This is a genomic window from Dactylosporangium sp. NPDC006015 (assembly GCF_040614215.1).
GTDB lineage: Bacteria > Actinomycetota > Actinomycetes > Mycobacteriales > Micromonosporaceae > Dactylosporangium > Dactylosporangium maewongense.
Genome location: NZ_JBEXUD010000002.1, coordinates 36,949 through 60,137 on the forward strand (window position 1 = coordinate 36,949; position 23,189 = coordinate 60,137).

The following is a 23,189-nucleotide window of genomic DNA, read 5'->3' on the forward strand; positions in this document are numbered from 1 at the left end:
GATCGGAGCGGGCGGAAAGGGGCACGGTGGCACGGCTGCGGGCACGGATCGAGCGAGCGGCAGCGCTGCACCGGCACACCGCTGCGCTGGTCGCCGCCGCCGGGCCGATCCTCGATGGTTACTCGCCCAGTGCGGCGCCGACGGAGCAGTACGCGGAGCAGCACGACCTGACCGCCGGGCTGCGGGCCGACGCGAACCTGCTGGCGCCCGGCTGGCTCGGGGCACAGCTGGACGCGCTCTCGCCCACCACGCCGCTCGGGGGGCCGCTGCCGCCGACGTTCGTGCGGGTCGGGCAGGCGCATCCGCTGGACGACGCGCGGTTCCCGGTGGTGGTGCCGTTGCTCCGGGCGGGGCACATCGCCATCGACGCCGATGCGAGGGACAGCCGGGTCGCGGGGTTGCTGCGCAGTCTGGTGCTGCGGCTGCTGGCTTCGTCGCCGCCGGGTTCGGTGCGGATTCGAGCGGTGGACGCGGTCGAGGAAGGGTCCACGTTCGGATGGTTCGCCGGCATCGAGTCGATCATGCCGCCGCCGGCGACCGATGCGGAGGGTCTTCGCGCGGTACTGGATGAGGGCGAGCACTGGCTCGCCGCCCGCACGGACGGTGCCGGGCCGACGCTGCTGATCGTGATCGCGTCGCTGCCGGAGCTGACGGAGGGCCGGGACCTGGCCAGGATCGCGGGGCTGGCGCACGCGGGTCCGGCGGGCCGGCTGCACCTGATCGCCGCGGGCTGGCCGCCGCCGCCGCTGACGGCCGAGACCACGCAGGCACCGTTGCCGCACGCGACGCAGATCGCCATCCGCAACCCGCATGCCTGGGTGGGCGATCCGCCGGGCGCGACGTTCTCAGGCACCGGCGTCACGCCCGGGAGGCTCAACGCCCCGGTGTACCTCGACCCTGAACCGCCCGCGGATCTGGTACGCCGGGTCTGCGCGCAGCTTGTCGGCCCTTGGACCACGCCACCCGCCCCGGTCGGTGAGCCGAGCCGCACGGCCTGGCTCAACTACGTCGCCGCCGGGCAGCGGCTGGACACGGTCCGGCGCGAGGTGATCGCCGTCGTCGCGGAGCACAAAGCGGCGCTGAAGGCCGCCCGCGACGACCTCGCCGCGATCCGGGCGAAGCTCGCCCACCACCAGGCGTACCTGACGGAGGTCGCCCGCGAGGTCGGTGGCCGCCCGTTCGACGTGGTGCCGAGCTGGCAGGAGACGCAGACCGCGGCCTCGGTGCTGACCGGCGCGGCCCAGCCCGGCGGCCGCCGCAGGAGCGCGCCGCAGCAGGCCCCCCGCACGACGGCCCCGGTGAGCTCCCCACCGGGGCCACCGTCATCGCCAGCCGGACCTGCGGGCGCGGTCCCGCCGGTGACGGGCAACCTGTACATGGGCAGCACCGCCGGCAACACGGGCGCGATCATGGGCCCGTACCAGACCTACCCTGGCGCGCTGAACGGCCCCACGGGCGCCCAGCCCGTCTACCGCCCCCCGGGCGGCGCGCTGAACGGCCCCACCGGAGCCCAACCCGTCTACCGCCCGCCGGTCAGCGGCGTCCCCGCCCGTCCGCAGAGTCCGGGTCAGGGTCCGGCGCAGGCGAAGAGCCCGGCTCAGGTCAGCGGCGGCCCCGTGCGCCCCGCAGCCGTCAGCGGCGTGCCGGTCTCCGTTGCGGGCGGCGCGAGCGGTACGGGCGCTGTACGCCCCCAGAGCCCTCCAGCGCCCGAATCGCTGCCGGGGAGGGTGTCCCATGCCCTCCGCGTGGCGGCGGCCGGTCTGAAGCAGTCTGAGGCGGCGCTGGCCGCCCCCGGCAGGTCCGACACCGCCTCCAGCACCAGGGTCTGGATCAACGCCGCGGTCTATTTCACGTTCGCTGTGCTCGCCGCCGTCGTACAGGTGCCGACGCTGCTGGCGGGCGAGCGGTTCGACGAGATCAGCCTTCTGGCGCTGCCGTGTGCTCTGGTACTGCCGGCCCTCGCCTTCGCCCTGGGCTGGCTGACGATCGGCGCGACGACCCGCCGCCCGACCTCCAGAACGCCCGTCATGGGCATGGCGATCAGCCTCCTCGCCCTGATTCCCATGATCGTCTTCGCCGCCGTACTCTTCCTGGGCTGACACCCTTCACGAGCCCCCGCGAGTAAGCCAAGCAACCGCCGGGCAGCCAAGCGCCGCGCCGGAAAAGACAGCCACCCCGCCGGGAAGCCAAGCGCCGCGGCGGAAAGGCAGGCGCCGCGGCGGTCAGCGCCCGCAGGAAACGCGAAAGCCCGGCCACCAACCGGCGACCGGGCTCAGCAAGCACCTGGGCGCTAGCCGCTCAGAATCAGCGACATCGCCTCGGCGCGGGACTTGGCGTCGTCGCGGAGCAGGCCGCGGACCGCCGACGTGATCGTCCGCGAGCCGCCCTTCTGGATGCCCCGCATCGACATGCACATGTGGGCGCACTCGATGACCACGATGACGCCGCGCGGGTTGAGCTCCTCCATCAGCCGGTCGGCGATCTGCGCGGTGAGCCGCTCCTGCACCTGCGGCCGCCGCGCGTACACCTCGACCAGCCGCGCCAGCTTCGACAGCCCCGTGATGCGGCCGTCGTGGCCCGGGATGTAGCCGATGTGCGCGACGCCGTGGAACGGCAGCAGGTGGTGCTCGCACATCGACATGACCTCGATGTCGCGGACGAGGACGAGCTCCTCGTGGTCCGCCTCGAAGGTCGTGGAGAGGACCGTGGCGGGGTCGACCCGCAGCCCGGCGAAGAGCTCGGCGTAGGCCCGGGCGACCCGGCCGGGCGTCTTGCGCAGCCCGTCGCGGTCGGGGTCCTCGCCGACGGCGATGAGGATCTCGCGGACGGCGGCCTCGATGCGCTTCAGGTCGACGTTGCGCTCGACCTCCACACCTCCGAGCTTCCCACTGACGAGGCGGGCGGCCACGTGGTCGAGCTCGCCACTGACGAAGGGCTCCGTGGAAACACCGAACCCGGCGCCATCGTCATCGGCGTCGGGCTCGGTGCTGCTGATCTCGTTCAGTTCTTGCCGTCCGTGGTCTCGCCGCCGCTGGTGATCCGCACGTGGTCACCGTCGCCGTTCACCCCGACGGGCGTCCCGAGCTCGGCACCGTTGGCGCCGGCCTCCAGAGCCCTCCGCCGGCGGCCGTTGCCGCTGTACGGCGCCATCGGCGGCCGCTTCACGACGCGGGCGCAGATGCGCGCCATGTCGTTCTGCGAGATGGTCTCCTTCTCGAACAGCTCCTCGACGATCTGGTCCAGGACGTCCCGGTACTCGACCAGGATCTCCCACGCCTCGTCATGCGCGATCTCGATGAGGGCGCGCATCTCGCCGTCGATCTCGGCCGCGACCTTCTCCGAGTAGTCCCGCTCGTGGCCCATGGTCCGGCCGAGGAACGGCTCGCCGTCGCCCACGCCGTACTTGACGGCGCCGAGCTTGGAGCTCATGCCGTACTCCGTGATCATGGAGCGGGCGAGCGCGGTCGCCTTCTCGATGTCGTTGCCGGCGCCGGTGGTCGGCTCGTGGAAGACGAGCTCCTCGGCGGCCCGGCCACCCAGCGCGTAGGCGAGGGTGTCGATCATCTCGGAGCGGGTCTGCGTGTACTTGTCCTCGGTCGGCAGGACCAGCGTGTGCCCCAGCGAACGGCCACGGGACAGGATCGTCACCTTGTGCACCGGCGCCGAGTGCGGCAGCGCCCAGGCGACCAGCGCGTGGCCGCCCTCGTGGTAGGCGGTGACCTTCTTCTCGTGGTCGCTCATGATGCGGGTGCGCCGCTCGGGGCCGGCGATCACCCGGTCGATGGCCTCTTCGAGGTAGTCGTTGGTGATCGCGCGCTTGTCGCTGCGGGCGGTGAGCAGCGCCGACTCGTTGATGACGTTGGCCAGGTCCGCACCGGTGAAGCCGGGCGTGCGGCGGGCGACCGAGTCGAGGTCGACGTCGGGCGTGAAGGGCTTGCCCTTCGCGTGCACCCGGAGGATGGCCTTGCGGCCCTCCATGTCGGGCCGGTCGACGGCGATCTGCCGGTCGAAGCGGCCCGGACGCAGCAGCGCGGGGTCGAGGATGTCGGGCCGGTTGGTCGCGGCGATCAGGATCACGCCGCCCTTGGTGTCGAAGCCGTCCATCTCGACGAGGAGCTGGTTGAGGGTCTGCTCGCGCTCGTCGTGACCGCCGCCCATGCCGGCGCCGCGGTGACGGCCGACGGCGTCGATCTCGTCGACGAAGACGATGGCGGGCGCGTTGGCCTTGGCCTGCTCGAACAGGTCACGGACCCGGGAGGCGCCGACACCGACGAACATCTCGACGAAGTCCGAACCGGAGATCGAGTAGAACGGCACGCCGGCCTCGCCTGCGACGGCGCGGGCCAGCAGCGTCTTACCGGTGCCGGGCGGGCCGTAGAGCAGGACGCCCTTCGGGATCTTGGCGCCGAGGGCCTGGTACTTCGCCGGGGCCTGCAGGAAGTCCTTGATCTCGTGCAGCTCTTCGACGGCCTCGTCGGAGCCGGCCACGTCGGCGAAGGTCGTCTTCGGCGTGTCCTTGGAGATCAGCTTGGCCTTCGACTTGCCGAAGTTGAGCACCCGCGAGCCGCCGCCCTGCATCTGCGACATGAAGAGCAGCAGGAGGACGACCAGCACCGCGATCGGCAGCAGGTTGATCAGCAGGCTGACGAAGATATTGTCCTGCGTGACATTGACGTTGTACTGGTCGAGCTTCTTAGCCGCCTGCAGCTCGTTGAGCTCATTCTGCAGGTCGTTGGCCGACCGGGCGGTGAACTGGGTCTCGACCTTGTCGGTCTTGGAACCCTTGATCGACTCCTTCGTCTTCAGGTCAAGCTTGAGCGTCTGCTCCTTGTCCTGAATCACCGCCTTCTTGGCCTTGCCCTCGCGCAACAAGGCAAGCACCTGCGATGTGTCCGCCTTCGTGTAGCTGGGGCCGGACGTGAAAAGGGAGCTAAGGATGATCGCACCGATGATCACCACAAGGATCCAGACCACCGGCCGGCGGAACAAACGGGTACGTTCCATGTTGTCGTCGAGCGCACGCGGCGCCCGGCCCCTCCATCCGTAAGACCGCTGACCGCGCCGGACCCAGTGTGCCGACGCGATGTCGAAAGCGTCGACAGAATGGCCTAGTTGACGCTCGCGACCATTTGACGGTACACCGTGGCACCGACAGTCGCGGATCGGCGTGGGCCGGGACGGAGATGCTCCCAGCAGACTCCCAGGAAGTGCGGGGTCAGCCGCGGCCGTACACCGACGGCTTCAGGACACCGACAAAGGGCAGGTCACGGTAGCGCTCGGCGTAGTCGAGCCCGTATCCGACCACGAATTCGCTAGGGATGTCGAAGCCGACATACCGCACAGGGACGTTCACTCTCAGCGCATCGGGCTTGCGCAGCAGCGCCACCACCTCGACCTGGGCCGCGGAGCGGCTCTCGAGGTACTTCAGCAACCAGGACAGCGTGAGGCCGGAGTCGACGATGTCCTCGACGACGATCACGTGCCGGTCGGTGATGTCGCGGTCCAGGTCCTTGAGGATGCGGACGACCCCGGACGAGGTCGTGCCCTGCCCGTACGACGAGACGGCCATGAACTCGAGCTCCACGGGCGGGCCGACCCGGCCCAGCGCGCGGGCGAAGTCCGCCATGAACATGACGGCGCCCTTGAGCACCCCGACCAGAAGGATCGACTTGGCGTCGGCGTGGTCCGCCGCCACCTGCTTGGCGAGCTCCGCCGTCTTGTCGCGGATCTGCTCCTCGCTGATGATCACGTGGTCGATGTCGGACGCGTGCCAGGTGCTGCCGTCGGCCATGGATCTAGCCTGCCGTATCGGCCCTCCCGGATCGACGGCGGGTCACCCTCAAGGAGACATCCGCCATCAATAGCCCAGTGCCGCGCCGTCGGCCCGCGGCTCGGAGCCCGCCACGTAACCGGACGGTGTGCGCCAGATCGCCTGTCCGTAGCCGAAGGCGCCCTGCTCGTCGACGATGCGCACCCGGTGACCGCGCCGTCGCAGGTCGTCCGCGGCGCCGGCGAGGCCGGACTCGAGCCGCACGTCCAGCCCCGTGTGCCAGTACCAGCGCGGCCGGTCGAGCGACGCCTGTGGATCCAGCAGGTCGTCGACGGTCGACCGGACCACCTGCACGTGGCCTTGTGGCTGCATGTGGCCACCCATCACGCCGAACGGCCCGACCGGCGCTCCGTCCCTGGTCAGGAAGCCCGGGATGATCGTGTGGAACGGCCTGCGCCGCGGTCCGACCTCGTTCGGGTGACCCTCGGCGAGCACGAACCCGGCACCCCGGTTCTGCAGGCTGAAGCCGGTGCCCGGCACGACCACGTGCGAGCCGAAGCCCATGTAGTTCGACTGGATCAGGCTGACCATGCGGCCGTCGGCATCCGCGGTGCAGAGGTAGACCGTCCCGCCCCGCGCGGGATCGCCGGGCGGGTGCTCCGCGGCGTCCTCGCCGATCATCTCCCGCCGCTTCGCCAGATAGTCCTCCGTGAGCAGCGGCGGCCACTGTACAGCCGGCGAAGGGTCGCCCACGTAAGCATGGGCGTCGGCGAACCCGAGCTTGACCGCCTCGATCTGCCGGTGCAGGTCGGCGGCGCCGCCGGCCCCGAAGCCGTCGAGGATGCCGAGCGCCTGCAGCGCCACGATGCCCTGGCCGTTCGGGGGCAGCTCCCAGACGTCGTGTCCGCGGTACCGGACGGACAGCGGCTCGACCCAGAGCGACGCGTGCTCCGCCAGGTCGGCCTCCCGCAGCAGCCCACCGGTCCGCTCGGCGTGCGCCACCATCCGCTCGGCCAGCTCACCGCGGTAGAACGTGGCACCGCCGGTGGCCGCGATCGCACGCAGCGTGCGGGCGGCGTCCGGGTTGCTGAACCGCTCCCCCGCCCGCGGCGCCCGGCCGCCGAGCGTGAAGACGCGGCCCCACTCGGCGAACTCCTCGCCGGACAGCCCCGCGTGGACGGCCTCGACCGCGCGGTCCCAGTGGTGCGCGACGGTCGGCGAGACCCCGTAGCCGCGCTCGGCGTAGGCGATCGCGTCGTCGAACAGGTCCGCGAACGGCAGCGACCCGAAGCGTTCGTGCAGGTCGTGCCAGCCCGCCGGGGCGCCGGGCACGGTCACGGGCAGCCAGCCGCGGGCCGGCATGACCTGCGCCGCGACGGCCTGCGCGCCGCCGAGCGCGGCGGTGGCCCGGGCGGCCGGGTCACGCTCGACGACGAGGTCGCGGGTCAGCAGCGCCGGCGACCGGCCGGACGCGTTCAGCCCGTGCAGCCGCTCGCCGTCCCACACCAGCGCGAACAGGTCACTGCCGATGTCGTTGGACCCCGGCTGCAGCACCGTCAGCGCCACGGCGGTCGCGATCGCCGCGTCGACGGCGTTGCCGCCCCTGCGCAGCACCGCCAGCCCGGCCGACGCCGCGAGCGGCTGGGTGGTCGCCACGACACCGCGGGGCGCGTACACCGGCCGGCGCGGATGCAGGTCCTTTGACATCTGTGGATCTTACGTGATCCGCCGCAGCCTGCCGCCCTGGCGGGCGACCCGCAGGCCACCCGGCAGCGCCGCGGGCCCCTGCCCGTGCCAGTCGGTGACCAGCGCGTCCATGGCGACCACGTGGCGGTGGGAGAGCGCCCCGCCGGAGACCCCGAGCCGCCGCGCCCACGAGTGCAGCACCCGCGTCCGTACCGGCGCCGGGAGCCGCTCCAGCTGGGCGATGTCGAGCTCGTCCGCCCCCGTCGCCGCCTTCTCGAACGCGTCCGACGCCAGCTCGTCGAGGTGCGCGGTGTCGGCCGCGATCAGCGCCGCCGTGCGGGCCAGATTGTCGATCACCGCCGGTCCGAGCGCCGCCACCAGCGGCCGTACCCGCGACCTGGCGAACGCGTGATCCGTGTTGTGCGGGTCCTCCCACGGCGTCAGCCCCGCCACCTCGCACGCGGCCCTGGTGTCGGCCCGTGTCACGTCCAGCAGCGGCCGGGCGAACAGCACGCCCTGCCGCTCCCGCCTGGCCGGCATCCCGGCGATCCCGCGCGGCCCGGCACCCCTGGTCAGCGCCAGCAGCACCGTCTCGGCCTGGTCGTCGCGGGTGTGGCCGAGCAGGACCAGCGCCGCCCGGTGCGACTTCGCGGCGGCGACCAGCGCCGCATACCGCGCGTTGCGGGCGGACGCCTCGGGCCCTCCGTGCCCGGCGACCTTGACCGTCCGCACGTCCACCGGGTCGAACTCGTGGTCTCTCGCCCACGCCGCGAGCCTGGCCGCGCGCTCCCCCGACCCGGCCTGCAGGCCGTGGTCGACGGTCACCAGCCCGCAGCGCACCCGCAGCCGGGCGGTGACGAACCTGGCCGCCACCGCCAGCGCCAGCGAGTCGGCGCCGCCGGAGCAGGCGACCAGCACCGTGTCGCCGGCCGCCACGTCGCCCAGGCTGCGCCGGACCGCGGCACGCACCGCCGCCACAGCCGGCGGGAGCGCGGCCACCTCGATCAGCCGGTGGCGTCGGGCTTGGCCGGCTGCTCCTGCGCGCCCTCGTCTCCTGCTGCTGCCTGGCTGCCGCCCTGCTTGGCGACCAGCGGCTCCACCTCGGCAGGCTCCGCCTCGGCGTCCTCGCCGGTCCCTTCCGAGGACCCGCCGACCGGCTCTGCCACCGTCTTGGTGGTCGCCGCGGCAGCCCCGTCACCCGGGGCGGCCGTCGTCGCGGGCGGGGCCGTGACCTCTTCCACGGACAGGCCCGCAACCTCGGTGGCGTCCGCGATCCCCGCCTCCGCCGGCGCCGTCTCGGCGGGCTCCGGCACCGTCGGCACGGGCGCCGGGGGCGCCTCGACCACGCCGGCTTTCGCGGGCGAACCCTCCGTCACCGGGGGCGCCGCGGCGGCCGCCGCCGGCGGGGCGGGCGGCGAGACCATGGGCCGGTGCAGCGCGCTCGACCCGTGCACCCGCACCACCCAGGCGTCGGGGTCGCTGAGCTCGTCGAGCCGCGGGATGGTCAGCGGCGACTGCCAGATCTTGTTGAAGCCGTCCATGCCGACGCGCTCCACGACCGCGTGGACGAACTTGCGGCCCTCGGCATACTGGCGCATCTTCACGTCGACACCGAGCAGCTTGCGCAGCACCCGGTCGAGCGGGTTGGCGGCCGCTTCGCGGCGCCGGTTGAACTTGGCCCGGATGTCCTCGACGGACGGCACCACGTCGGGGCCGACGCCGTCCATGACGAACTCGGCGTGCCCCTCCAGGACGGTCATCAGGGCGGTGAGCCGGTCGAGCACGGCCCGCTGGCCGGGCGTCTGGACCAGGTCGAGCACCGACACCTTGCTGTTGGGGTCGCGGACCACGTCGGCGAGGGCGCCGATGCCGCGCCGCAGCCGCTCAGCGAGCTGGTCCTGGTTGAGCTGCGACGCGTCCACGAACGCGCCGACCTCGCCCAGGAAGTAGCCCCGCATCCAGGGCACGGCGGTGAACTGGACCCGGTGGGTGACCTCGTGCAGGCACACCCAGAGCCGGAAGTCACGTGGCTCGGCACCGAGCCGGCGCTCCGCCTCGACGATGTTGGGGGCGACCAGGAGCAGCTGGCCGGGGTCGACGGAGAACACCTCATACTGTCCGAGCACCTTGCCGGACAGATACGCCAGCACGGTGCCGGCCTGCACGCCGGTGAACCGTGACCCGATCGCGCTGGCGACCGGCCCCGGCTGCTTGCCGCCGGCGAGCCGCTCCGCGAGCGGCTGGATCACCTGCCGCAGGCCCTCGATGTTGGTCGCCGCCCAGTCGCGGCGGTCGACGATCCGCACCGGCGGAGCGATGACCTTCGTGCGCAGGCCGGTGAAGGAGCTGACGTGCTCGGTCGCCTCGTCCGCCAGCCCCCGGAGGTTGGTGACTGCGGCGGCGGCCTCCTCGTAGGACACGGCAGGGCCGCTCTTGCCCAACGCCGCGGCGGTTGCAGCGGCCAGATCCCAATCGACGAACTGCGCCATGCACCCACCGTACCCGCGCCGGACCACCGGCTGCTGCTGAGAAGACCCGGAGTCGACCCGTAGCGACAGACCGACTACCGACAGCCACAAGCGGCGAGCGCGGCAGCGACCCGGTCGAGCGCGACCACTGCCTTGTCCCGGTCGGTGGTCGCGTCGGCCATGAACGCGAAGGCGAGCGTCCGCCCGTCCGCGTCCACGACGATGCCCGCCAGCGAGTTGACCCCGGTCAGTGTGCCCGTCTTGGCCCGGACCAAACCCGCGGCGCCCGCCCCTTCCTGCGTTTTGACGAACCGTCCGGTGAGGGTTCCGCTGTACCCGGCGACCGGGAGCCCGCCGAAGATGCCGTGCAGGTCGGCGCGGTCGGAACGCGCGGACATCGCCAGCAGGGTGGTCAGCAGTGCCGGGGACAGCCGGTCGTTGCGGGAGAACCCGCTGCCGTCGACCAGCCCGTACCCGGTCACGGGCACGTTCAGCTCCTCCAGCACCATCCGCATCGCGGCGGCGCCACCCTCGAACGACGCGGGCTGGTTCTTGGCGAGCGCGACCTGCCTGGCCAGGATGTCGGCGAGCACGTTGTCGCTCTGCAGCAGCATGGACTCGACGAGCCGCACCATCGGCGCCGACTCGACCTTGCCGAGCTCCTTGGCACCGGCCGGCGCGGTGCCTGCGACGGCCGCGGTGGCCGGCAGGCCGAGCATCTTGGCGAACGCCTGCGCCGCCTGCACGTCCGGCTGCGGGTACCGCTTGGCGTACTGGCCGCCGTTGGGCCGGCCGCCCTCGGTCATCAGCGGGGTGATCACCGCGCCGGACCCTTCGGTGGTGGCGTCGGCGTCCCAGCCGGGTCCGATGCCGGAACCGACGAAGAGGGACATGTCGTACACCACCTTCGTCGGCGCGGTGTCGCCCAGCGACTTCTTCACCTGAGCGGCGAGGTCGTCGAGTCGAGCGGCGCCCGGGTAATACGGCGTCTGGAACACCGCGAGCGTCGGGTCGCCGCCGCCGATCAGCACGACCTCGCCGGGTTGCGCGCCGGCCACGACACGGGTCGGGATGCGGTACGCGGGCCCACGCGCGGCGAGCGCCGTCACAGCCGTCACGACCTTCGTCGTCGACGCCGGCGTCATGGCCGCGTCGGGCTCCGAGGAGTACAGGACCTGCCCGGTCGCCACGTCCACGACGGAGGCGGTGATGTGCGGGCCGAGCGCGGGCGCGGTCAGCAGCGACCCGATGGCGGCCTTCACCCCGTCCGGCGACGGCAGCGGGGCCTGGCTGTCCATCGCCGCCAGTACGGCCGGCGGCAACTCCGGGGTGACCCCGGCGGTCCACTTGGCCTGTTCGTCCGATCCCACGAGTCCCAGCAGGCGGATGGTCTGCGGTCCGGCGTACACCGAACCGAGCGCGGCGACGAGCGCCACGACCAGCGCGACGGCCGCGACGACAGAGCCCAGCTGTGGTCTTTCCCTCGCCAACCGACCCTCCCCGTTCTTCACCGTGGTGCTGTCAGGGAGACTAATGGTCGGCGCAGCGGTGCGAGGGTGAGGAGTCATCAGATGGACTTCGACGTGACGGTCGAAATCCCGAAAGGCCAACGCAACAAGTACGAGGTTGACCATGCGACCGGCCGGATCCGGCTCGACAGGACGCTGTTCACCTCGACGCAGTACCCGGCCGACTACGGCTTCATCGAGGGCACGCTCGGCCAGGACGAGGACCCGCTCGACGCGCTGGTGCTGGTGCAGGCGCCGACGTTCCCGGGCTGCCTGATCCGCTCCCGGGCGATCGGCATGTTCCGGATGACGGACGAGAAGGGCGGCGACGACAAGGTCCTCTGCGTGCCGGCCGACGACCCGCGCCTGGAGCACCTCCGCGACATCCACCACCTCGGCGAGTTCGACCGGCTGGAGATCCAGCACTTCTTCGAGGTCTACAAGGACCTGGAGCCGGGCAAGAGCGTCGAGGGCGCGACGTGGGTCGGACGGGTCGAGGCCGAGGCCGAGATCGCCGCTTCCCGCAAGCGCTACCAGGAGGCGGTTGCCAACGGCACCTACCACGACCCGGGCGTCGCCCCCAACGCGCACCCGACCGAATAGCCCCTTTTCGCCCGCCTCGACGCGCGGAACTCCGCCCGCGTCGAGGGGCGAAACCCCAGCCCACGTCCACGAGCGGACCTGAGCGTGCCCTGACGGGCGAGCTCAGCTCCCGCATCGAGACAGGCCCCGCGTCGACACGGAACCACGACCCGTGTCGACGCACGGAAACCGAGGCCGCGCCGACACCCGGCGCCAACCCCGTCGACGCGCCACGAACGTCGACGCCAGGGCAGCCTCGACGACCAGGCCGGCGCACTCGACCCGCATCCATGCGGACCCCAACCCGTGCCGACGCGCGAACTCAGCCCGCGTCGACACCCGAGGCCCAGCCGCCTCGACGCGGACCTCAGCCCCCGCGTCGAGGCGGACCTCGGCCCGCGCCCCGCGTCGACGCCCGAAGGTCAGCCGGTCTCGACGCGAACCACAGCCCCGCGGTGATGTCCGGAGCTCGGCCCGTGCCGACCCGCGGAACTCAGCCCGCGCTGAGGTCCGAAGCTCAGCCGGCCTCGACGCGGAACTCAGCCGCGGCGACGCCCGAAGTTCAGTCAGTCTCGACATGCGCGACCTGCACCAGACGCGCGCCGTCGCGGCGGGTGACCAACCACCCCCGTCCGGGCGGCAGCGGGCCGGGACGGAGGTTGCCGAGCAGCGCCCCCTCCTCCCGGTCCCCGGACAGCAGCAGCCCCGGCGACGAGAGCTCCCGCAACCGCTGCAGCACCGGCTCGAACAGGGCCCGTGCGGCGCCGCCGCTGCGCCGGGCCACGACCAGGTGCAGACCGATGTCGCGGGCCTGGGCGAGGTACGGCAGCAACGGCTCGATCGGATTGCCCGACCCGACGGCGACCAGGTCGTAGTCGTCGACCAGCACGAAACACTCCGGCCCGGCCCACCAGCCGCGGCTGCGCAGCTGCTCCTGGGTCACGCCGGGGCCGGGCAGCCGCCGCTGCATGTACGACGCGACCGAGGCGATCAGCTCCTCGGTCTCCTGCCCGCCGGTGCCGTCGCCGATGAGGTGCTCGGTGCTCACCGCGCCGAGCAGGCTGCGCCGGTGGTCGACGAGCACGATCCGCGCCTCCTCGGGCGTGAACCGCTCGGTGATCGTCGTGGCCAGCCCGCGCAGCAGCGTCGACTTGCCCGACCCGGCGTCGCCGAACACCAGCAGGTGCGGCTCCGCGCCGAAGTCGACCAGCGCCGGGCGCAGGTCCGACTCGGCGATGCCGACCGGCAGGTCCAGCGGCTGGCCGGGCTCGGCGGCGGCCGTCATCGCCGCGTGCGGCACCAGGCTCGGCAGCAGCCGCACGCGCGGCGCCGGCGGCCCGTCCCATGCCGCCGCGACCGCCCTGACCAGCCCGGCCTGGTCGCCGCCGGTCAGTGAGGGCAGCGCGACCAGCAGGTGCAGCCCGTCGACGGTGACGCCCCGGCCGGGCGACTCCTTCGGCACGTTCGCCGCGGCCTTGCGCGAGGCGTGCGAGTCGCTGTCGTCGCCGAGGCGCAGCTCGATCCGGGAGCCGAGCAGGTCCCGCAGCGCCGGCCGGAAGTCCATCCACCGTGATGCGGACGCGGCCAGATGGATGCCGTACGAGAGGCCACGGGTCGCGATGTCGGTGATCGTGCCCTCAAGGTCCTCGTACTCGCCGCGGACGGTCGCCCACCCGTCGATCACCAGGAACACGTCACCCCACGGGTCGTCGCCCCACAGCCCATCGCCTGACGGAACGTCGCCGGCCGAAGGTGCACCCGACCAGAGTTCGCCTGACGAGAGTTCGCCTGACGAGAGTTCGCCTGACGAGAGTTCGCCTGACGAGAGTTCGCCTGACGAGAGTTCGCCTGACGAGACGTCGGCCGGCGGGCCACCGGGCGCGACGCCGGCCCGGTGGCGGCGATACGTGGCCATGCTGTCGATGCCGGCCTCCGCGAACCGCCGCTCCCGATCGGTGAGCAGCGCGGCGACCTCGCCGACGGTGCGGCGGACCGCGGCCGGGTCGAGCCGGCCCGCGACCCCACCGACGTGCGGGAGGTCGCGGAGCCCGAGCAGCTGCCCGCCGCCGAAGTCGAGGCAGTACACCTGGACCTCGACCGGCGTGTGGGTCAGCGCGAGCGCCGCGATCAGCGTGCGCAGCGCCACCGACTTGCCGCTCTGCGTGCCGCCGACGACCGCCACGTGCCCGTTGGCGCTGTCGAGGTTGAGCCACAGCACCTCGCGGCGCTGCACCAGCGGCTTGTCGACGACCGCGACCGGCACCTGCAACGCCCCGCGCAGCCGGGGGTCGGTGACCGTCAGCCCGCGCCCCGGCTCGGGTGCGACCGGGCCCAGCAGCTCGTCCAGCGGCGGCGACGCGTTGAGCGGCGGCAGCCACACCTGGTGCGCGGGGACGCCCTGCCCGACCAGCCGGTCGACGAGGATCTCGAGCAGGCTGGAGGTGGCGGCCGGCTCGTCGGTCGCGTCGGGCCGCGCGACCGGCGGCGGCACGAACCGCGTGTCATACGCCGTGACCCGCCGTCCGTCGCCGTCGGCACCCGGCCTGCGGCGCCGCCGGTGCGCGCCCGACACGTACGCCGTCTTGAACCTGGCCAGCGGCTCGGTGCCGGCCTTCAGGTAGCCGTGCCCGGGCGATCGCGGCAGCTCATACGCGTCGGGGACGCCGAGCACCGTGCGCGACTCCAGCGACGAGAACGTCCGCAGCCCGATCCGATACGAAAGGTGCGTGTCGAGCCCGCGCAGCCGCCCCTCCTCGAGCCGCTGCGACGCCAGCAGCAGGTGCACGCCCAGCGACCTGCCGACCCGCCCGATCTGCACGAACAGGTCGATGAACTCGGGCTTCGCCTCCAACAGCTCGCTGAACTCGTCGCAGATCACCAGCAGGCTCGGCAGCGGCGCGAGCGGCGCCCCACCGGCGCGGGCGCGCTCGTAGTCGCGGAGCGAGTCGTAGTCACCCGCGCGCCGCAGCACCTCCTGCCGCCGCACGACCTCGCCGTTGATCGCGTCGGTCATGCGGTCGACCAGCGGCAGCTCCGCCTCCAGATTGGTGATGAACGCGGCGACGTGCGGCAGGCGGTCCAGCCGCGCGAACGTCGCGCCGCCCTTGAAGTCGATCAGCACGAAGTTGAGCGTCTCCGACGAGTGCGTCGCGGCCAGGCCCAGCACCAGCGTGCGCAGCAGCTCCGACTTGCCGGACCCGGTCGCGCCGATGAGCAGCCCGTGCGGCCCCATCCCGTCCTGCGCGGACTCCTTCAGGTCGAGCTCCACCGGCTGCCCCTGCGGCCCCACCCCGATCGGCACCCGCAGCCGGTCCCGGTGCGGGCGCGGCGCCCACGCCCTCGCCACGTCGAGCGACCACGGGTCGTCCAGCGCCAGCATCGCCGCCAGGTCGGCACCGGTGTCCCCTCTGGCGTTTTCCTCGTCGGTACGACCAGCGACCGCCAACCGCAACGGAGCCAACCGGCGGGCGATCGCTTCGACCTCGGCGGTGGTGAGCTGGTCGGGCACGCCGATGGACTCGCCCGGCACCACGGGGTCGCCGCCGGTCGGCACCGACGTCGTCACCAGCCGGCCGCCGGACGGGTCGAGCACGATCGCGGTCCGATCGGGCAGCCGCGCCGGCGCGCCGCCCAGGTCGATCAGGGTGACCCCGTCGACGCCGCCGTCGGTGCCGAGGTGGGCGCTGCCGACCAGGTCCCCGCCGTCGAGCACGACGACGATGTGCGGCGACGAGCGCTGCGCCGCCGCCCGGTCGGGCGCGAACCTTCCCCGGTTGGCGAGCAGGTCGTCGAGAAGGCTCTCCAGCTCGACGGCGGAGTCCGCGACGAGCCGGACCGGCCCGACCGCGTCGGTGCGGGTCGGGTGCATCGCGTGCGGCAACCACTTCGTCCACTCCCACCGCTCCCGGCGGTCGGTCGCGGCGCACACCGCCACCAGCAGGTCCTCCGGCGCGTGGAAGACGACCAGTTGCGCCAGCACGGCCCGTACCAACGCTGCTGACGCCTCATCGGGAGCCTCTGCGCTCAGATGGATGCGGGCGAAGCTGCGCAGCGAGATCGCGACCGGCAGGTCCGGCACCACCGAGCAGGCGTCGAGGAAGCGGCGCAGCGCCCCGGCCGTCAGCGGCTCCAGATCCTCCAGCGGCCCGGTCAGGGGCGGGTGCAGCGGCGTGGCCAGGGTCTGCGGGCCGACCGCCACGCGCACGACCGCGAAGTCACCGTCGGCCGGGCGGCGCTCCCAAAGCCGGAAACTGTCCACCGTCGACCACAGCGAACCCGGATCGGGATGCCGGTAGTGCAGGCCCGTGCGCTGCTTCTCCGCCGTGTCGCGGACCTGTCGCCGCAGCGACGCGAGGTGGCGCAGATAGTCACGACGCGCCGCCATCATCTGCGCCTTCTTGGGCCCGCTGCCCGCGCCGGCCGAGGTCAGCAGCATGCCCAGCGTCGAGAAGCCGAAGACCGCCCCGATCACGTAGGAGTAGGTGCCGCCGTCACGCCCGGCGAACAGCAGCGCGGTCGCCAGCGTGCCGGTCAACATGGGCACCACCTGGACCATCTGCTGCCAGCGCGACGGCGGCGCCGGCGGGATCTCGGGCGGCGCCTGGACAACCAGCTCACCGCTCGGGATCTCGGGCGCGGGGCGCCGAGGCAACCGATTGACGACGATCGTGCTCACGCCAGGCACTGTAAGACCTGCACGAGCGGCGTGGGACGAGGTTGCATCGAGAGTTACATCTCAGTCACACAACGTGCGATCCGAGGTCGCGGGGCGCCATCGCGGCATCGATCGTGGTACCCCTGAGGCATGCCCGCAGCATCCCCTGGCCTGGCCCGCGTGACGATCAACTCGCCCCAGCGGCGCGTCGACGTCGCGCTGCCCGACGGCGTCCCGCTGGCCGAGCTGCTGCCCGAGTTGCTGCAGCACGCGGGGGTCGGCCTCGCCGACGACGGCGAGCGGCACGGCGGGTGGCTCCTGCGCCGCGGCGACGGCACCGCACTGTCCACCACCACCGGCCTGGCCGGTCAGGAGGTCCGCGACGGCGCCGTCCTGCACCTGGTCCCGGCCCGGTCGAGCTGGCCCGATCCCGAGTTCGACGACGTGGTCGACGCGATCGCCGCCGGCGCCCGTCGCCAGGGCGTCGCCTGGAGCCCGGCCGCGACACGGGCCGCCGCGCTCACCGCCGCCGGCGCCGGCCTGGCCGTCGTCCTCGTCGCCACGGTCCGCGGCGATCTGGCGCTGGTCGCGGCGGTCGCTGCGCTGGTCCTCGTCCTCACCGGCACCGTCGCGTCCAGGGCCTATGGCGACGCCCTGACCGGCGCGGTCGTGGCCGCGTCCGGGCTGCCGTTCGCGGCCGCGTTCGGCTGGCTCAGCGTCCCGCCGCTCACCGACGCCGCCGGACGCGTCCTGCTGGCCTCCACGGCACTCCTCGTCATCTCGCTGCTCGCCGGCGCCGGCGTCGCGCACCTGCTCCGGCTCTTCGTCGCCGCGGCGACCGCCGCGCTGCTCGGCGCCGGGGGCGCGTTCCTGGCCGTGCAGCTGCGCCCGGCCGCGGCGGCCGCCGTCGTCCTCGCGGTCGTCGTGGCCGGCGTCGCGGGCACTCCGCTGCTCGCCATCAGGCTGGGCAAGCTGCCCATGCCGGTCGTCGCCCTGCCCGGCGACCTCACCGCGACCGGCGCGGGCCTCGGCACGCCACCGGACCGCGACCGCGTCTTCGCGGCCGTCGCCCGCACCGACGAGATGCTCACCGGCATGCTGCTGGGCTCGGCCCTCGTCGCGGGCGTCGCCGCCGCCGTGCTCACCCACTCCCGCGATGTGTCCGGCCTGGTGCTGGTCGCGGTCGCCGGCGTGGCGCTGGTGCTGCGCGCCCGGATGTTCGTCACGGTGCGCCACCGTGTGCCGTTACTCGCGGCGGGCGGGTGCGCCCTGGTCGCGCTCGCCCTGTCCGCTCCGCCGGGGGCGGTGCTGACGTCGCTGATCGCGGCGGCGGCGCTGGGCACCGCGCTGGTGGGAGCGCGTGCGGCGTTGCGGCCGTTGTCGCCGTACGCGGGCCGCGCCGCCGACATCCTCGACGTCCTCTGCCTGGTGTCGGCGATCCCGCTGGCCTGCGCCGTCCTGGGTCTCTATGGCCTCCTCCGGTAAGACGCATCGCCCTGTACGGGGCCGCTGACGCGAGAGGGCGCACCGGCCGGTACGCGGGCTGCTGACGCACCAGCCAGTACGCGGACCACTGACGGTGAGGACGCACCGACCGGCACGCGGGCCGGTGAAGGGGCCGCTGACAGGCCGCTGACGGGCTGAAGGGGAGGACGCACCAGGAAGGGCGCACCTGGGCGGGTCCGGGTCGACGACATGAGAACGCACCGACCTGTACGAGCTGGCTGGCATGAGGATGCATCCGGGTCTGTGCGGCCATCGACGTAGGGGACTCGTCGGCTCAAAGAGGGCTTGACGTGAGCTCGCATCGGATCGGGGTTGGTTCTTGGGGGACGTTTAGCGGCTGGTTAAGAATCTGGCGGGACGGTCAGGATGGCTGACAGAGCCTGCCGGCGCGGTCCAGAATGGGTGGCATCGCACCTGTTTCCCTCTTCCGCGCCGCCGCCCGTGGCCTTGTTACGGCGGTCTTCGCGCTGCTGGTGTGCCTGGTCGCGGCGCAGCCGGCCGGGGCCGACCAGACCAGGTCGGCGCAGTGGCAGCTCAACGCGCTCGACGCCAAGGATGCGTGGAAGGTGTCGACGGGCAGCGGGGTGATCGTGGCGGTGCTCGACAGCGGGGTCGACGCGAAGCATCCCGATCTCGCGGGGCAGGTGCTGCCGGGCGTGGATCTCGTCGACGGCGGTGACGGGCGGGTCGATCCGGTCGGGCACGGCACGACGGTCGCGGGGTTGATCGCGGGGCGGGCCGACGACAACAGCGGAGTGGCCGGCGTCGCGCCGGGGGCGAAGATCCTGCCGGTGCGGGTGCTGGACAGGTCGAACAAGTACGACGACCCAGCGGTCGTCGCCAAGGGTGTGCGGTGGGCGGTCGACCACGGGGCGAAGGTGCTCAACCTGTCGCTCGGCGGCGCGCTGCGCAGCGACGAGATCGCCGAGGCGCTGCGGTACGCGGCGGCGCACGACGTCGTCGTCGTGGCCTGCACGGGCAACGTGGCGACGGACCCGTCGATCCACGAGGTCTGGTATCCGGCCCGCGAGCCCGGCGTCGTCGCCGTGGCCGGGCTGAGCGGCGGAGGCGCGGCGCAGCCGAGCGCGAAGCCGGCGCCGAGCACGACCGCCAGTGACAGCGCCGGCGGTGCGGCGGGCGGGGCGGGCGGGTTGTGGACAGGCTCGTTGACGGGGCCGGAGACGGTGCTGACCGCGCCCGCTGACAATCTCACCGGCGCCAGGCCCGGTGGCGGGTACTGGCAGGTGCAGGGCACCAGCTTCGCCGCGCCGCTGGTGGCTGCGACGGCGTCGCTGGTCAGGGCGAAGTATCCGACGATGAGCGCCGCGAACGTGATCAACCGGTTGATCGGCACGGCGAAGGATCTGGGGCCGGCGGGGCGGGACGACGAGTTCGGGTTCGGCGAGGTCGATCCGCTGGCGGCGCTGCGGGAGCCGGTGGCCGAGGTGGTCGCGAACCCGCTGACCGTGGCACCGCCGAAGGGCGAGGCCGGGAAGCCTGCTCAGAGCGGGGCGACGCCGAGGGAAGAGGCCATCGAGGTGCCGCAGGAGGGCGGCGCCGCGCCGCTGCCGGCCAGCGAGGCGGCCGGCCTGGCCCGGGCCCGGCAGGTGGCAGACAGGAGCGTGCCGGTCGGGTCGAGCATCACCGTCGGACTGTTGGCGATGCTGCTGATCCTCGCCGCCGGCGCCGCCGGAGTCGTGCTCCATCACAGAGCCAGGCACGCCAAGCGCTTCTGACACCGGAGCACACCGGAGTAGCCCAGAGCAGCCCGGAGCAGCCCGGAGCAGCCATCGGAGCCGTAGGACACGCGGCCACCAGCGGACCACAAACAAACATCAGCGAGCCGAAAGACCCCCGGCGGCAGTGCCGTACCGGAGGCGAAAAGGCATCAAGCGCACTTGCCTGTGCCTGTCGGGTCGGTGTGGGTCTTGCCGGCGTCGGCGACGGCCGCTGCCTCATCGGCGGTGATGGCGAAGCCCGTGTTCTGGTCGTCGGCGGCGGCGGCGAAGATGACGCCCAGGACGGTGCCGTCGGGGGAGACGAGCGGGCCGCCGGAGTTGCCGCTGCGGACCAGGGCGCGGATCGTGTAGATCTCGCGGGTGACCTTGCCGTCCTCGTAGATGTCGGGGCCGGTGATGTTGCGGTGCTCGCGGATGCGGGCGGACTGGGCGTTGTACGGGCCGTCCAGCGGGTAGCCGATCACGATGGCGTCGGCGTTGGTCTCGGCCTTCTTCGTGGCGAACGGCATGATCGGGGCGTTCAGCCCCTTGACGTAGAGGACGGCGAGGTCGCGGTCGGGGTCGTACGCGACGACGACGGCCTTCTTCTGCGAGCCGTTGACCTCGACCGTGGTGGACTTCGTGCCCGCGACGACGTGGGCGTTGGTCATGACGCGGTCGGTGGCGTAGACGAAGCCGGAGCCCTCGATGCGGCGGGAGCAGCTCTGCGCGACGCCGCGGACCTTGACGACGGAGCGCTCCGACTTCTTCACCAGCTCGGAGCCGGCGAGCTTCGGGTCGGGCGCCTCGACCTCGCGGACGCGGGTGGGCGAGAGGCCGTCGAACACGTCGGGGAAGCCGCGCGTGTCGACCGTGTCGCGCAGCGCCTCGGACAGCTTGTCGGCCTCCGAAGGCATGAGCTTGTCGACGCCGTTGAGGATGAACGAGTTGCTCACCGAGCGGGCCAGCCACGGCAGCGACGACTGGCTCAGGGGCGCGGCGACGAGCCAGACCACGACGAGGACGGCGATGACGGAGACGACCGCGCCGCCGGCGTTGTCGAGGCCCTGCGCGGTGCGGTTGACGATCGCCGTGCGCAGCCGGTTGCCGACGAAGCTGGCGAGGGCCTGACCGGCGACCGCGAGCCCGAAGACCGCCGCCAACGAGATGACGACCCGGATCGGGTCGTCATCGAAGTGTTCGGCCACGAGTGGCCCGATGCGCAGTCCGAGCAGCGCGCCGCCGAAGAACCCGGCGAAGGACAGCAGACCAACGAGGAACCCCTGGCGGTAGCCGTTGACGGCGAACATCACCACGAGGAGCACAAGGACGATATCGATCACGCTGCCAGACACGCATTCAGCCTACGGGGGCGGCACCAGGTGTCGGCAGTTCCTCAACCCGGTCTGTCGGCCACTCCACCGCCCATCCGCCGAGTTCCAGCAGCGTGGAGACCACGCCGGCGGTGAATCCCCACACCAACATGTCGTGGATCCGAAACGCCGGACCGATCCAGCCGCTCGGGTGACGCACCCGGAGACGGTTCGCCGGGTCGACCAGGTCACGGATCGGCAGGCGCTCGACCCGGGCCACCTCGGCCGGATCGGCGGGTCCGACGAGATGTGGCGAGCGCCACCACGCGACGACCGGCGTGACGAGGAAGTTGCTCACCGGGATCCACAGGGTCGGCAGGGTCGTGATCACCTCGACGCTCGCCGGGTCGAGCCCGACCTCCTCCTCCGCCTCGCGCAGCGCGCACGCGATCGTGTCGGCGTCGGTCGGGTCGACCGCGCCGCCCGGGAACGCGGGCTGGCCGGCATGGTTCCGCATCGTGGCGGCCCGCTGCAGCATCAGGATGTCGGGGCCGCTCTCCTCCTGCTCGCCGAAGAGCACCAGCACCGCGCTCTGCCGCGGCCCCTCGCCGTCGGGGGTCGGCAGCCGCGTGAAGTCGCTCGCCGAGGTGTCCCGGAGGCGGTCGAGCAGGGGTTGGAGCCAGTCGGGACGGTCACTCACGCGGGCACCTCAATCCCCAGATACCCGGCCGTGAGGGCGCGGATCTTCTCCTCGTCGAGGGCTTCCCCCTGGTACGTGTGGACGATCCGTCCCCCCGGCGCGACGAACAGCGTGGCCGGCAGCGCGCTGGAGACGGGTTTGCCCACCGCCTGGCTCAACGCGATCGAGAACTGCTGGTCGCGGTCCTCCAGCATCGGGAATGTCAGCTTCTTGTCATCGATCACCGACTGCGCGGCGCTCCGCGAGTCCTTGACGACCACGCCGACGACCCGGACCTTGCCGCCGGCCGCCGTCACGAACCGCTGGAACGCGGGCAGCTCCGTGCGGCAGGGCTCGCAGTACGACCCCCACAGGTTGATGATCGTCGGCGCGTTGCCGAGCAGCGCCGCGTCGACGTAGCGACCGCCGTCGAAGCACTTCACGGCCATCGCGGGCAGCGGCTTGCCGTCTTTCGAGGCGGCGGCGGGCGACTCGACGGGGGTCAGGCACGGCGGGCCGGCCGGTGCGGCGGCGGCTCCGTCGTCGGCTGCCGGTGCGTCGCCGGTGCAGCCGGACAGGGCGAACAGGGCGGCCACGACCAGCCCGGTGAGCAGGCGCTTCATGAGGCGAGCGCCAGCTCGGTCAGCTCGGCGACCCGTGGCCCCTTCAACAGGCCGATCGCCGCTTCGAGGTTCGTTTCGCCTATCCCGTACGAGGGGCAGTCGCGCCGCAACGTGCAGGCACCGCACGCCGGTTTGCGGGCATGACAGACCCGGCGCCCGTGGAAGATCACCCGGTGCGACAGCATGGTCCAGTCGCGGCGCTCGATCAGCGCCCCGACCACGTGCTCGATCTTCACCGGGTCGGTCTCCGTGGTCCAGTGCCAGCGCTGGGTGAGCCGCTGGAAGTGCGTGTCGACGGTGATGCCGGGCACACCGAACGCGTTGCCGAGGATCACGTTGGCGGTCTTGCGCCCGATCCCGGGCAGCGCGACGAGCGCGTCGAGCGTGCCGGGCACCTGCCCGTCGTGCCGATCGATCAGCGCCTGCCCCAGCTTCATCAGCGAGTCGGTCTTGTTGCGGAAGAACCCGAGCGGCACGAGCATTTCCTGCATCTCGATCCGGTCGGCGGCCGCGTACGCGGCGGCGTCCGGGTAGCGCGCGAACAGCTTCGGGGTCACCTGGTTGACCCGCACGTCGGTGGTCTGCGCGGACAGGATCGTGGCGACGGCGAGCTCCAGCGGGGTGCTGAAATCCAGCTCGCAGTGCGCGTCGGGATGGATCTCCGCGAGTGCCCGCCCCATCC

At 72.7% G+C, this 23,189-nt stretch carries 15 protein-coding genes and 1 pseudogene; 4 read left to right on the plus strand and 12 right to left on the minus strand.

What is annotated here, in order from left to right; translation table 11 throughout:
* The first annotated feature begins 26 nt into the window (after positions 1 to 26).
* On the plus strand, positions 27 to 2,099 hold the full coding sequence (locus ABZ321_RS03375; protein WP_354889056.1) for a hypothetical protein: 2,073 nt from the start codon (positions 27 to 29) through the stop codon (positions 2,097 to 2,099).
* A gap of 191 nt (positions 2,100 to 2,290) precedes the next feature.
* On the opposite strand, the gene folE is transcribed toward ABZ321_RS03375, so the two are convergent.
* From folE to dacB, 7 genes and pseudogenes are all read right to left on the minus strand, one after another.
* Positions 2,291 to 2,908: a GTP cyclohydrolase I FolE gene (gene folE, locus ABZ321_RS03380; RefSeq protein ID WP_344514130.1), complete on the minus strand. Its 618-nt coding sequence runs from the start codon at positions 2,906 to 2,908 to the stop codon at positions 2,291 to 2,293.
* Positions 2,909 to 3,000: 92 nt separating this feature from the next.
* Positions 3,001 to 5,004: an ATP-dependent zinc metalloprotease FtsH gene (ftsH, locus tag ABZ321_RS03385; protein WP_344514128.1), complete on the minus strand. Its 2,004-nt coding sequence runs from the start codon at positions 5,002 to 5,004 to the stop codon at positions 3,001 to 3,003.
* Positions 5,005 to 5,215: 211 nt separating this feature from the next.
* Entirely contained in the window at positions 5,216 to 5,791 is a 576-nt protein-coding gene (hpt, locus tag ABZ321_RS03390) for a hypoxanthine phosphoribosyltransferase (protein ID WP_344514126.1), read from the minus strand.
* A gap of 66 nt (positions 5,792 to 5,857) precedes the next feature.
* A complete protein-coding gene (locus ABZ321_RS03395; RefSeq protein WP_354889059.1) occupies positions 5,858 to 7,477 on the minus strand; it encodes a gamma-glutamyltransferase family protein in 1,620 nt (539 codons plus the stop codon).
* 9 nt (positions 7,478 to 7,486) lie between these two features.
* Positions 7,487 to 8,425 carry a tRNA lysidine(34) synthetase TilS gene (gene tilS / locus ABZ321_RS03400; protein ID WP_354889061.1) on the minus strand — a complete coding sequence of 313 codons (939 nt, stop codon included), beginning with the start codon at positions 8,423 to 8,425 and terminating at the stop codon, positions 7,487 to 7,489.
* A gap of 476 nt (positions 8,426 to 8,901) precedes the next feature.
* Positions 8,902 to 9,945: pseudogene (locus tag ABZ321_RS03405) on the minus strand (zinc-dependent metalloprotease); the annotation flags it as partial.
* A gap of 74 nt (positions 9,946 to 10,019) precedes the next feature.
* Positions 10,020 to 11,414, minus strand: coding sequence for a D-alanyl-D-alanine carboxypeptidase/D-alanyl-D-alanine-endopeptidase (dacB, locus tag ABZ321_RS03410; RefSeq protein WP_344514120.1), 1,395 nt, complete (start codon positions 11,412 to 11,414; stop codon positions 10,020 to 10,022).
* Between the two features lie 81 nt (positions 11,415 to 11,495).
* Between dacB and ABZ321_RS03415 the strand changes: the two genes are divergently transcribed.
* The gene (locus ABZ321_RS03415) at positions 11,496 to 12,035 is read left to right on the plus strand and encodes an inorganic diphosphatase (RefSeq protein ID WP_344514118.1); all 540 of its coding nucleotides are present in this window, start codon (positions 11,496 to 11,498) and stop codon (positions 12,033 to 12,035) included.
* Between the two features lie 541 nt (positions 12,036 to 12,576).
* Here ABZ321_RS03415 and eccCa read toward each other — a convergent pair.
* Positions 12,577 to 16,689, minus strand: a complete 4,113-nt coding sequence (gene eccCa / locus ABZ321_RS03420) for a type VII secretion protein EccCa (RefSeq protein ID WP_354889064.1) — start codon at positions 16,687 to 16,689, stop codon at positions 12,577 to 12,579.
* Between the two features lie 129 nt (positions 16,690 to 16,818).
* On the opposite strand from eccCa, the gene eccD reads away from it, so the two are divergent.
* Both eccD and ABZ321_RS03430 read left to right on the plus strand, forming a co-directional pair.
* On the plus strand, positions 16,819 to 18,153 hold the full coding sequence (gene eccD / locus ABZ321_RS03425; protein ID WP_354889066.1) for a type VII secretion integral membrane protein EccD: 1,335 nt from the start codon (positions 16,819 to 16,821) through the stop codon (positions 18,151 to 18,153).
* A 419-nt stretch (positions 18,154 to 18,572) separates the two neighbouring features.
* Positions 18,573 to 19,910 (plus strand): S8 family serine peptidase, encoded by a 1,338-nt coding sequence (locus ABZ321_RS03430; protein ID WP_354889068.1) that lies wholly within the window; start codon positions 18,573 to 18,575, stop codon positions 19,908 to 19,910.
* Between the two features lie 152 nt (positions 19,911 to 20,062).
* Here the strand turns inward: ABZ321_RS03430 and ABZ321_RS03435 are convergent, their stop codons facing one another.
* From ABZ321_RS03435 to nth, 4 genes are read right to left on the minus strand one after another with little or no spacing between them, the layout of a single operon-like run.
* On the minus strand, positions 20,063 to 21,247 hold the full coding sequence (locus tag ABZ321_RS03435) for a MarP family serine protease (protein ID WP_344514110.1): 1,185 nt from the start codon (positions 21,245 to 21,247) through the stop codon (positions 20,063 to 20,065).
* Between the two features lie 4 nt (positions 21,248 to 21,251).
* On the minus strand, positions 21,252 to 21,875 hold the full coding sequence (locus ABZ321_RS03440) for a CoA pyrophosphatase (protein WP_344514195.1): 624 nt from the start codon (positions 21,873 to 21,875) through the stop codon (positions 21,252 to 21,254).
* A gap of 26 nt (positions 21,876 to 21,901) precedes the next feature.
* Positions 21,902 to 22,507 (minus strand): TlpA disulfide reductase family protein, encoded by a 606-nt coding sequence (locus tag ABZ321_RS03445; RefSeq protein ID WP_354889070.1) that lies wholly within the window; start codon positions 22,505 to 22,507, stop codon positions 21,902 to 21,904.
* Positions 22,504 to 23,187: an endonuclease III gene (gene nth, locus ABZ321_RS03450; protein ID WP_344514193.1), complete on the minus strand. Its 684-nt coding sequence runs from the start codon at positions 23,185 to 23,187 to the stop codon at positions 22,504 to 22,506. Before nth ends, ABZ321_RS03445 begins: the two co-directional genes overlap by 4 nt.
* Between the last annotated feature and the right edge of the window lie 2 nt (positions 23,188 to 23,189).